Genomic DNA, 10,589 nt, shown 5'->3' with positions numbered 1-10,589 from the left:
CCGAGGCGCATCTGCGCAAGGCATCCAACGTATCCCTAAAGGAAGCCCTCGGCCGGACCCTCCATTGCGCCGCTGCTATCCCCTCGTTCCTCGAAATTTCCCGTCCGGCCGCGATTGGCGCAGCCGATAACGAAAGGGAGATCCTCAAATGACCAAGATCCTTAATGTCAACGACCTTTGCGACGCGATCGCCGCGTCCACGCTCGACGACGACACACAACGTGTCCTGATCGATGCGCTGAAAACCTCCGTAGCCCATGTCGCCAAGGTTCTCGCAGATCACTACGGAATCATCTCCGAACACGCCGAATACGAAGGCGGCTTCGGTGGGCTCTGCGTCAATTTCCGTCCAGCCTACGAAGGCCAGGAATGCCGAAGGTGATCGATGAAGGCGACGAAGGCGGGGATTGGCCGTAAGCTTGCGAAAGGCCCCTCTGAGGGTTTTCACCACAAGGCTTGTTCACGCATTTACGAGCACCCTCCAGTCCTTTTGTATTCTCAAGCCCATCTTCGGTTGCGCAGAAACCAGCTTTGGCTTCCCCAAACCTATCCTATGTCCGACGAAGCGTGCCCTCGTCGCCACCCTTCGACGATCGAAGTGACACTCAGCAATCATTGTCGCGCCGCATCCTGCTAAGTTGAAAGCAACCGCAAGCCGGTAACGACCGGCACCAGAACGTTTTTGTCTCCGGCCGGTGCTGCCCCTGCGGCAAACCCAACCTGGAGAATGCAATGCCTGCAAAACCCAAAGCCAAGAAGCCGAGCCACGAGGCCTTCGTCATCACCGGCGAAGGCGAGAGTGCGTTCTGGACCAAGATCGGCGCGATCTGGCCGCATGACGACGGCAAAGGTTTCAACGTCGAACTGATCGCACTGCCCGTCAGCGGAAGACTCGTCATTCGCGAGCGCAAGGACGCCGCCGGCTGATTGTCACAGAAGACCAGACACCGACGTGGCTCTGTGCGATTCATCCCGGAGCAGCGGCGAGGCACGCTGGCGTGGCAAGGGAAACCATCCTCGTAGGTGGTAGAAGTCCGTTGAGAGCTGATGACCCGCAAGGTGCAGAGCTACTTGCCCCGCGCCGGAAACGGTGCGGGGCACTTTTGCTAACAATCGCGTCTGTGCATGTAGTCACGATCGGTACACGGTGCCGGTGGGGCCGGCGTGGCGATTGCTATTCCCAATGCAGTTGCTAGCACGACCGAGATTGGCAGCACTGAAACCCAACTGAAACGTTTTTTCGAATTCCCAAAGGCCGTCGCAAGACTCAAAGCAACCGCTACTGCCAGGCTGCTTGCCGCCAAGAGACAAAAAAGGTCCCATTGGGCTGTCCACAATCTGGCAACTCCACGCGTGACAGGCCTCAAGGAGTACCAGATGGATTGACTTGTAAGGATCATCAAGGCCGCTCCCGCTACGGCGCAGGCCAGATAGTCGGCAAACTTGACGAAAGAGAATCTCTTCTCGGCGCGCCAGGAAAGGGTCACCCTGCTGACCATGATGTGCGTTGACGCAATATAGAAAAGTCCAGCCAGGAACGATGGGATGAAGACGGTGATTGGTTCGTCACGCCATCTCCAAGCGATCATCATGGCCCGGTGTCGCGCATCATAGCTCGCGAGTTGCAGGGTTACGTCAATGAAATAGCTGAGCAGAAAACAATGTGTGACGAGAAACACCCTGCTCACCCCAGTGAACGGATTGTGCTCCTCAAGCGCCAAGGCCCGCTCTGACCGATCCGGATGCGGCGCGAACCACTCATTGAGCGAGCGAACTATGCGGTTGGTCTTGCGCGCGGGTTCGACGGCGCTAAACGTCGGGAAACTCTCTTTAGTGATGCGCGAAGCGATTCCGTCCGCATGGAGTTCACGTGACCGGCGAGTCGCCATGCGCTCCAGAAGCAATAGCGCAACCACGAGCCCAATAAGCGATGAAATCTCCAAGCTGCTTGCGAGTCCTGAGAGAATCGTACTCATCGGGGTGGAACTGCCCACCATTCCCGGACGGGATATGATGTGGATCCAGCGGATTGCATGCGCGATGTAGCCATAGAGGGATTCCGCGAGGACTATCCCCATAAGCACTGCGAAGCAGATATAATGCGTCCTTACGATGCGGTCCGCGCGATAGTCGTTCGCCGCCAGGTGTGTCAGCTCGTGCGCCAGCCGGAATGCAAACTCACCAGGAGCGACTGCCGCCAGGGGCAAGACGCCAGCCCCGATCAGCACGATGGGTTTTGACCGGATTGACGTGGCCACAATCCGTTTTTCCTCGAAGTTGCCGAAGGAAAAGAGCAGCGGCCTGATCGCCAACTTACGGGATAGTTGTGCGCTCGCCTCCACGACAAGCGGGCTCCGGATATGCCGGGGAGCCAGCCGCTTGAAATTGTAAATCGAAGCGAATGTCCCCCCATAAAAGGCCAGGGAGAAGAACAGCCCGTAGGTGAGTGCCCCAACGACGAGATGATGCTCTGGGATCCTGGCTTCGACCCAGCTGCCTCGAAGCGCGGGAAAGATCGTCGTACCAAAGTACATCACGGAAATGACGAAGCACAGCAGTGAGACGGACCAGGACCTCAGTGCGTTCTCCCGGCGCAACCTCTTCAGCATGGCCCGCCTCCCGGATGACGTTCTTCTCAGGGCTCGAAAAGTCTCTTCTCGAGCGCCGTCATGATTTTGTCGACCTTCTCCTTTTCGATCTTCTTACCCCGTAGGGAAGCCCGGACCATCACCATGACTTCGGACTTCCCCTCATCGGTCAGGACATCCTTCAGACCTCCCTTCTTCGGGGCGCCTAACCAAGCCGCGAGCAGACGTTGCCCGCCTTGCTTGATCATGGTCTTGATGGCTTCCTCGGCGCCGGAGAGAGCCCACTTGCCCAAATCCGTGAAGAGGGTCGTTGACACGAGTACGACAAGTGGCCCGAGCGCTTCGACAACACCTTCGATCCCGAACTCAAGACCATCGACCGACTTGGCTTTCGCCGCGTCGACAGCTGCTATGTAATCGGGGACCAACGGCGCCTCGGCCGGTGCCACATCGTTCACGAGTTGGCGAATGAAAACTTCGCGGCCATCTGAATTGTCGGCTGACATGGCAATACTCCATTGAAATCGCTCACATATACGGAAAGTTGCAGGAGACGACAAGCGGAACCTGTCTGGACATGAGCTGCCGATGGGGACGCGTCGGCAAGCCGACCGGGCTCTACGCGCAAGCGCGCCGGGCCGAGGTCCCGGCCTTCGGTCACGATCCCTCGCGCGACGTGTTCGCGCTACGCGTATTGCTTTTGCAATGCTCGTATAAGTTCCGCAATGCGACTGTGCGATTGGTCAATCCAACCCGTCATCGTGCTTGCAAACAACTTGGGCTCTGCCAATGCCGGATGCAAAGGCCGGAAGGTGGCCAGCACGGACTGGTCCGGGAACGAAACGTGGTGCCATTCAGGACCCAGGTCTTTTGATCTCGCTTCAAGGAGATTCCTTTCTCTCCTGGTTTCAACCCCGATGCTCAAGAAGATCGAGTCCTCATCCGGCAGAGCTTCGTTGGCGAGCGATCGTCGCGGTTGGAGGCAGATGCCGTATGCGAAACAGAGAGTTTTTATGGGATCCGCTGAAAGGTATTTCCATCCGTGGATCAGGTTCGTCTCGGAATCGAAGTCAACGAACGCATCGTCTTGGTAGAAGCCCCTCACAAACGGACCGCCAAGTTCCGAGACGTGATCGTAGATCTTCTCGAACGTAGATGAAATGCGTGTTCCGGATTTGACGTAGACTATAGCGGCCGCGAAGTCCTCGAAGCGGGCGAATTCAGTGGTCATGTTCTGCTCCAGCAAGAAGAGGTGGAATTCGCGGGCAAAGGTACGGACGTCGAGGGGAAGCGTACCGCTGTTTGCGAGCACTTGGACTTCGCCCGCAATCTGCGACCATCTCACCACCTTGGAAGCCGTCCCGTCCTGATCCCGCTGATCTTCCTTGAAATCCTCGGGCGGATCGGTGATGTGCGTGAGCAGGCACAGCACCGCGAACTTCTGGCCGGCTCGGTCGGCAGTCCGCTTCAGCCACGCGCCATAGGCCCTTAATTGGTCGACATTGTCAGAGCGTTTCCCAATGGGAGCCGCAACCTTGTTCTCAATGACGAAAGTGGGCTTATTGTCGAGCAGGATTACAATATCCAGGCGTCCGTTCGGTATCTCATATTGGGTTTTCATGTTGACGTTCGTCACGTCCGAGATGGACGAGCGCCAATCGCCTGCGCAGACCGGAGGCACGAACATTTTTTGCACGAATGCGATTTTAGCTTCATGGGGAAGCCGATTGAAGAAGTCAGCGAGGCATTCGGACAAGTAATCTTCGAGCGGCTTGCGGATTGGCCGTTCGCGGTATCTAAAGAGCCGCCCGTACAATGATCGCATGGCAATAAACTGCCTCTAATGTCACAAGGCGAGCCTTTAGATCACGGCAATCTTTGCTTGTAAACGCAAAAGCCATCTGCACATCCTTTCCGTGTTTTCGACCGAATTTACTCCCGTTTGCTAAGGGGCGCTGCCCCTGGCGCCTGCAAGGGGTCGCGTGAAGAACGCTCGGCCGCAGCCGTTTCCCCAGTCTTCCGCGCTTACGCTTGTGCAGACCGGGAGATACCCCACGGGCTGCGTCCGCCCTTGCACTTGCCTCCCCGGTCTCGCCGACGGGCAGAGGTTCAGCGCGGCTTTTGCGCTGAAACCTGTAAACCAACGGAAGAGACCTAAGATGACCAAAAAAACCCAACCCAAGAGCGGCAGCGAGATTTTCGTGCCGCTGAACATGCTGAAGAAGTCCCCGCGCAACGTGCGCAAGACCGGGCATACGGCGGCGGAGATTGAAGGCTTGGCGGCCAGCATCGCCGCCAACGGCATGCTGCAGAACCTTGTCGTGGAGCCGGAGCGCGACGGCGAAGGCCGCGAGACCGGACACTACTTCGTCACCATCGGCGAAGGCCGCAGGCTGGCGCAGTTGCTGCGGGCGAAGCGCAGGCAGATCAGGAAGGACGAACCCATTGCCTTCATGAGCCACCTGAGAACGTGCCTTGTAGAATTGGTGAGCCCACTCATCGAGGCGCTCCGTTCGACCAAGCAACAGCGAGATCGCGTCCACCAGACGGTCGGTCTTCGAAGGTTCCGGCAAGCGTAGGAGTGTTTCGAAGGCTACGGCCAGGTTGAGGACTGCCTGGCTTTGACTAAGGCCATTTTCGTTGGCGGCATTGAACCAATGCAGGGCGGAAAAAACGCGCAGGGATGTCGGCGTTTCTGGTTTCTCCAATAGATCAAGCAGCAGGTGGTGATAAGGGCGACGAGCCATCCGGTGCTCGAAATCAATGTGGATGTCTTGCGAGATGTTTCAATGTCATTTGCGGCTTCGGGCCATACAGGCGTGAGCGGGTTCGACCCAGAAGGCATGTCTGAGGTTATAGAGGCCATTATAGCCGGGGACATAGTCTCCCTTATCGGGTTCTGGCCCCGATAAGGGTGTGACGCTTTCTGTGTGATGTTCCGGGCGAGTCAGAAGAGCGCTCACGCGGCTAGGTGTGAACAGCACAAGGCTGATCTCTTCGGGCGATAGGAACACGGTTTCTAAGACATCATGAGGAGCTGCGTATAAGTAAGCTACGACATCCCTTAAGTGCGCGAGGTGGCGGAGACGCGGATCGCCGGAGTGAACCTCGATATCCGGTAGAATTGCATAAGAGGCCGATTTCACACGCAGATCGCTTTGCACAAAGAGCATCCGTGCAAGCTCATCGATTGCAGTTGCTTGATGTGGTGGCAATCCTTCCACGTCCTCAGTTGACCGGAAATTATAGCCGCCGATGCGTACCGGCGAAGACGTCTTAAGGAAGGGGAAGATTGCAACTGCGAAATCTGAGTTGGTCATGAAGGTACTGTACCACGAGCAGGTGAGGGGCCGACCATCATCTAACTATTTGAAAAAAATGGCTCCGGACAGGCGATGTTGGTAGATGCTCAGCTCTTAGTACCGAAGCGAAAGTTTTTCGACTTCAAGAGCATCTCGACCTTTTCTTCAGCGGTGCTAAGGACGCTCTTCCGCGCCACGGTTAGCCGTACGGGGACCAGAAGCTTTGCCGGGCTTGTCAGATTCTCGGCCTGGATTTCACATTCGATAGCGCCTGAAACCGTGTCCTGGTCAGGGCTGAACCAAATGTATCCCCAGAACGACTCGGGGTCACCTCCGTGTCGCCATTGCTCGCATTCGTAGACGAACTGAGGAACGGGAATTCCATTATCCGGGCGCGGCTTCCAAAAGAACTTGTTCGGATCTCGCTTTCGATCCCGGAAATTATGCAAGCTGTGTAGGCCCAATAGGTCGAGCGGCCGCTGAGAAACTTCTGCTCCCACTACGGGGACTCTTGCGAGAGCGGACAATGCAAAGCTGCCTTGAGGAGCCCAAGTCCCAGTGGGAGCCGTGGGTGGTGGTTGAAACTCGGAAACCAACGGTTCGTCGTCATCCTTTTCGCGATTGACGAGTTCGAAGTTGCCCTTCGCCTTGACGGTCACGAGCACGTCTTTAGCTGGTCGGCTGCCGGTGTTGGCTGCATAGAATGCAAACCTATTGTCGTTCTGTTCAGCCTGCATGATGTGGTGCAGGCCTTTGAGAATGGATTCGCATTGCGAGATCCAGGCCGGGTAGTGCTTATCTCTGTATCGCGCAATCGCAGGCTTGCTCGGAGGTTCGTATTGGTACACCGCGTTCGAGAACGAGTGTCCCCCGATTTGTGGAAACTTTGGCGCGGGCGTCGGTGGCGTCGTAAAATCCGTAACCATAGGGAACTGCCCAGAAATTTTGCCCATCAACTCCGAAACTTCGGATGATGTGAGCGGCTGATAGACGATCACTTCGCCTTCAAGCCGCTTCAATGGCTTCTGATCGACATCAATGCACGCAATTCTTATGGCCGGCTCTGACCGTTCGAGTTGTTTTACCTTGGTTTCAAGGGCCTTGATTGTTTTGTCCTTCTCGGTCGACTCAGGCTCAAGCAGCCAGTCGTCCGGTATGGGAGCGATCGCGACTCCGACCATTTTGGCGGAAGCCATAGGGCCGGTGTCGTGGGTGAGAACACGGACATCCTTGCCAGAATGCTTGCTTGCGAAGGCATGCGCGATACCGACGAGAGCATCGTCGTTATGCTCGTAGTCGAGTTGATCCTTGAGAGCTGAGTCCGGCTTAAGACTGTTGAGGATGAACAGCTTCACGGTGGGGGAGGGACCAGCGACGACCTTGTGATCCGATGTACTCAGAATAATCTCGCGGAACAGGCTGGAGGTTGCTTTGGCGCGGCGCGCCAGACGGTCGCTCCCCTTGTTCTTTTGGCGGTCGATTTCGGCCTGAACCGGTCGCGAGACGATGAGGTGTATTTCATCAGCATCGCCCCAACGTGCCCAATCCAGTTCGTCGAGGGCTCGGCATTGGGCAAAGAGATTGGTATCGGGAAATAGGTAGAGGATCTTTTCCATCTCTTCCAAATATTCCTGCCGGAGAACCTTGGCTGTCAAAGACGATTCAGGTCTGCCGAGACTGACAACTAAGCAACAGGGGATGCGATCTCTAAGCTTAGTGAGTGGAATTTAGCGCCAAATGTGATAGATTCGCGACATGCCCATTCGCAAAAAATCTGGTTCTAACAAGCGCGTCTCCGCTAAGTTCGTGCTTGGCAGGGAGCGTTTTGCGAAGATCAGTGCCGTAGAAGGCATCAAGCCGACCGCAGCCATGAAAAAGCGTGCCTCTGACTTTGAGGTGAGGGGGCTTTCGGCTAGCGAGCGGCGCCGTGAGATCATCAAGGCTTATCGCAAAGGTTGATGATCGAGTCCCATGTACGCGGCCATTGATGACCCGTACTGCTATCCCGGCACGACCGTCCTCAAAAACAAGCTAGGCCTCCGCGAGCAGCGCGATCTCGATGCTTTCGAGACGGAAATCTCGTTCCAGCGATCGACCGAGGCGATGCCTACGGGCAGGCTTAGTTACACGCACTACCGAGCGATACACCGGCATCTCTTCCAGGATGTATACACGTGGGCGGGAAAGGTGCGGACTGTACGGATTTCCAAGGGAGGAAGCACCTTTTGCTATCCTGAGCATATCGACCAGGAGATGAGCAAGCTGTTCAAGGCCCTAGCCAAAGCGAAGCATTTCAAGGGCAGCAATCCCCAGGCTTTCGCCAAACAGGCGGCCCATTTCCTCGCCGAGTTGAACGCCATCCATCCCTTTCGCGAAGGGAACGGCCGGGCGCAATTGACCTTCCTAACGCTTCTGGCGGAGAAGGCGGGCCACCCCTTAGTGCTCAGGCGGCTCGATCCGGAGCGGATCATGAAAGCCGTCATCGCAAGCTTCGGCGGCAACGAAGCGGCGCTCACGGCAGTTATTCAAGGGCTGTTGGAAGAGCAGGGCAGAGGCTCCGCCCGATGAGCTCGGTAGCGAGGCGATAGCAGACCATCCATCCCGGCTGGGGAGCTCGTCAAGATCGTTGCTTAAATGTGTGACATCTATCACACTTGAGGCTGTTTAAGTCTCTGATTTAGCACAAACTCTAGCACAGAAAAATTTTCAAGCTAAATTTATCAATCCATATCAAGTGCTTATTCCAATTGCTATCCTGAAGGTCATAGGTTCAAATCCTATCCCCGCAACCAAATTGGCAAATAACCCCAGCAATTCGTAAGGCTTGCGGGTTATTTTTGTCTTCGAAATTGCCGCTTAGGTCTTGTGCTCAAATTACCCCCGCAACCAAGTACACGACGTCGTCATGGGTGCATACTTCGACCGGCTAGCCATACATCTTTTAAAAGTCAGCGGCGGAGCCGCTGCGCCGCGTGGGCCTCGGATCCGTAGAGCGGCCGAGACCACATCAGACAAGCGGCCGGAACCCACTTTCGTGCTGCGGCAAATGTGCATTGTCCTTTGCCGCCGATCGCTGCAATCGTCGCCCCGAGCCGCAATAATGCGACGGCTCCAAAGGACGTATCCGTCAGCACGAAGCTGGCCGTTTCCCAGTTCACGCCGCCTCCAGTCATGCTGGTCGCGACGCCGATGAACCACAAAATGCCGCTGGCAAGGACGAGAAGTGAAACCGACAGCGAGATTGCCAGCGCGCGGCTGCCCCCGTCGCGACTTGTCGTTGGCGGACAGGCGTAGAAGGGGAACAACACCAAGCCAAATAGTACGAGAGACGCCGCGTAGTGCACGAAGCGGACGAGGACGAGCCATAGCTCCACGGCTAGTTGCCGATCGTGAAGGTGTATTCGCCCTTGACTCGGTGGGTGTCCTCAGAGACCGCGTGCCATATCACCCGGTACTTGCCCGCCGGTAACGGCGCATCGAGAGGCACCACAAGCTGCTTCTTGTCCTTCAGGTCGACGCCGGGGTACCTGTAGCAATCGATTTGCCGCTCTCGTCCCGCAACTCCAGGCCTGAAAATTTGGCAATCACTCCTTCCGAGAAGTTCAGGCGGATTTCCTTGGTCGTCGGCGCGGCGCGCGCGATGCCATCCGCCGGTGGAGCAGAGGATGTGAGCTTCGGATGCGCCATTGCTTCCGTCGCAGCAAGGGCGAGGCCGATGGCCGCGCTGATGGCCAAAAGTCTAGCGCGCATATTTCATTCTCCTCGCCTCTAAGCCACGTGGCTACCATCCCCAACTGCGGTAGTTGGGATAGTAATAATGGTAGCGCGGCCGGTAATAGCTGTAGTCGCCACGATCCTCATGATAGTTCCCGTGCAAGTCGCGGAGCGCGCGGTGATAAGCGCGATGCTCGGCACGGCTCTCAAACCCTTCCTCGTGGGCCCGTTCATGCGCTTCCAATAGCTGGTCATGAAATGCGCGGTGCCCATTATCCCACTCGTCATGGGCGAGCGCCGGTAGTGTGGACAGTGCCGTAAAGGCAAACGCAGTGGCCAGAAGTGCACTCTTTAATTTCATGACCCATCTCCCGGTTCTAACAGACCGGCGCTTCGAGACGCGGAGCCTGTTCCGGGAAAACTAGGCATTCTCACTTGAATGAATGCTGAACTAATCTTGGCTGGACAGAGACCGGTTTTGAGAAAGCGCCTAGCTACCTATCGTCGACCAGCATCTGCGGATGCATAGCGACTCCGGCTCTCCGCCGTGCCATCCCGAGATGATATCGCGCTGTCCGCGCTGCGCCTGACCGTTGCCGCAAGTAGCGCATGGACAGGAAACAACGCGAAGCATGCAATCCCGATGGCGATGTGAATCCACCGGGCCGGCTCCCGCGTTGCTTCGCCCCCGTAGTAGAGCACGAGACCCGTGATGGCGAGCACGACAAGCATGGCTAGCGTGCTGCCCCCGGTCCATCGCTTGCGCCGCCGGTGCCAGCCCGACCGCACGTGCAGCGGAAGCAGCGAACCGATTGCGATCAAAATGGCATAGGCGGAGATACCGTGGACCATCAATAGCAACCGTTCGGCTTCACCGGGCTCGGCGTCGACGAGGTCGTGCAGGACGAGCCAGGCGCCGCCGCTCAGCGCGACCACCGTGGCTGCGGTCCAGATGGCGCTCTTTTGAACGAAGCCGAGGCGCATG

Annotated in this window: 14 protein-coding genes and 1 pseudogene; 5 read left to right on the top strand and 10 right to left on the bottom strand. The window is 56.9% G+C overall.

The window, feature by feature from the left end; translation table 11 throughout:
- Positions 1-148: 148 nt before the first annotated feature.
- Positions 149-382 carry a hypothetical protein gene (locus HZZ13_RS01170; RefSeq protein WP_197957846.1) on the top strand — a complete coding sequence of 78 codons (234 nt, stop codon included), beginning with the start codon at positions 149-151 and terminating at the stop codon, positions 380-382.
- 350 nt (positions 383-732) lie between these two features.
- On the top strand, positions 733-927 hold the full coding sequence (locus tag HZZ13_RS01165; RefSeq protein WP_197957845.1) for a hypothetical protein: 195 nt from the start codon (positions 733-735) through the stop codon (positions 925-927).
- A 179-nt stretch (positions 928-1,106) separates the two neighbouring features.
- On the opposite strand, the gene HZZ13_RS01160 is transcribed toward HZZ13_RS01165, so the two are convergent.
- The 3 genes from HZZ13_RS01160 to HZZ13_RS01150 all read right to left on the bottom strand — a co-directional run bounded on the left by HZZ13_RS01160 (position 1,107) and on the right by HZZ13_RS01150 (position 4,344).
- On the bottom strand, positions 1,107-2,609 hold the full coding sequence (locus tag HZZ13_RS01160) for a M48 family metalloprotease (protein WP_197957844.1): 1,503 nt from the start codon (positions 2,607-2,609) through the stop codon (positions 1,107-1,109).
- Positions 2,610-2,635: 26 nt separating this feature from the next.
- The gene (locus HZZ13_RS01155; protein ID WP_197957843.1) at positions 2,636-3,094 is read right to left on the bottom strand and encodes a hypothetical protein; all 459 of its coding nucleotides are present in this window, start codon (positions 3,092-3,094) and stop codon (positions 2,636-2,638) included.
- A gap of 179 nt (positions 3,095-3,273) precedes the next feature.
- Complete coding sequence (locus HZZ13_RS01150; RefSeq protein ID WP_197957842.1) at positions 3,274-4,344, bottom strand: PD-(D/E)XK nuclease family protein; 1,071 nt, start codon at positions 4,342-4,344, stop codon at positions 3,274-3,276.
- 403 nt (positions 4,345-4,747) lie between these two features.
- Between HZZ13_RS01150 and HZZ13_RS01145 the strand changes: the two are divergent.
- A pseudogene (locus HZZ13_RS01145) lies at positions 4,748-5,035 on the top strand (ParB/Srx family N-terminal domain-containing protein); the annotation flags it as partial.
- 345 nt (positions 5,036-5,380) lie between these two features.
- Here HZZ13_RS01145 and HZZ13_RS01140 read toward each other — a convergent pair.
- Together HZZ13_RS01140 and HZZ13_RS01135 are read right to left on the bottom strand one after the other, a co-directional pair.
- Positions 5,381-5,908, bottom strand: a complete 528-nt coding sequence (locus HZZ13_RS01140; protein ID WP_197957840.1) for a hypothetical protein — start codon at positions 5,906-5,908, stop codon at positions 5,381-5,383.
- Positions 5,909-5,997: 89 nt separating this feature from the next.
- A complete protein-coding gene (locus tag HZZ13_RS01135; RefSeq protein WP_197957839.1) occupies positions 5,998-7,506 on the bottom strand; it encodes a PIN domain-containing protein in 1,509 nt (502 codons plus the stop codon).
- 139 nt (positions 7,507-7,645) lie between these two features.
- Here HZZ13_RS01135 and HZZ13_RS01130 point away from each other — a divergent pair, with 139 nt between their 5' ends.
- Both HZZ13_RS01130 and HZZ13_RS01125 read left to right on the top strand, forming a co-directional pair.
- Positions 7,646-7,849 (top strand): hypothetical protein, encoded by a 204-nt coding sequence (locus HZZ13_RS01130; protein ID WP_197953486.1) that lies wholly within the window; start codon positions 7,646-7,648, stop codon positions 7,847-7,849.
- Between the two features lie 12 nt (positions 7,850-7,861).
- Positions 7,862-8,458 carry a Fic/DOC family protein gene (locus HZZ13_RS01125; protein ID WP_197957838.1) on the top strand — a complete coding sequence of 199 codons (597 nt, stop codon included), beginning with the start codon at positions 7,862-7,864 and terminating at the stop codon, positions 8,456-8,458.
- 380 nt (positions 8,459-8,838) lie between these two features.
- Here the strand turns inward: HZZ13_RS01125 and HZZ13_RS01120 are convergent, their stop codons facing one another.
- From HZZ13_RS01120 to HZZ13_RS01105, 5 genes are all read right to left on the bottom strand, one after another.
- On the bottom strand, positions 8,839-9,264 hold the full coding sequence (locus HZZ13_RS01120; protein ID WP_197957837.1) for a CopD family protein: 426 nt from the start codon (positions 9,262-9,264) through the stop codon (positions 8,839-8,841).
- 2 nt (positions 9,265-9,266) lie between these two features.
- Positions 9,267-9,338 carry a copper resistance protein CopC gene (locus HZZ13_RS37800; RefSeq protein WP_512699601.1) on the bottom strand — a complete coding sequence of 24 codons (72 nt, stop codon included), beginning with the start codon at positions 9,336-9,338 and terminating at the stop codon, positions 9,267-9,269.
- Positions 9,339-9,397: 59 nt separating this feature from the next.
- On the bottom strand, positions 9,398-9,625 hold the full coding sequence (locus tag HZZ13_RS36575) for a copper resistance CopC family protein (protein ID WP_246504235.1): 228 nt from the start codon (positions 9,623-9,625) through the stop codon (positions 9,398-9,400).
- 46 nt (positions 9,626-9,671) lie between these two features.
- Positions 9,672-9,965, bottom strand: a complete 294-nt coding sequence (locus HZZ13_RS01110) for a hypothetical protein (protein ID WP_197957836.1) — start codon at positions 9,963-9,965, stop codon at positions 9,672-9,674.
- Between the two features lie 137 nt (positions 9,966-10,102).
- The gene (locus tag HZZ13_RS01105; RefSeq protein WP_197957835.1) at positions 10,103-10,588 is read right to left on the bottom strand and encodes a cytochrome b/b6 domain-containing protein; all 486 of its coding nucleotides are present in this window, start codon (positions 10,586-10,588) and stop codon (positions 10,103-10,105) included.
- Position 10,589 lies beyond the last annotated feature (1 nt).

The sequence above is a fragment of the Bradyrhizobium agreste genome (genome assembly GCF_016031625.1).
Lineage (GTDB): Bacteria > Pseudomonadota > Alphaproteobacteria > Rhizobiales > Xanthobacteraceae > Bradyrhizobium > Bradyrhizobium agreste.
The sequence above is the reverse complement of the archived record's forward strand: the minus strand, read 5'-3'. Positions and strand labels throughout refer to the sequence as shown.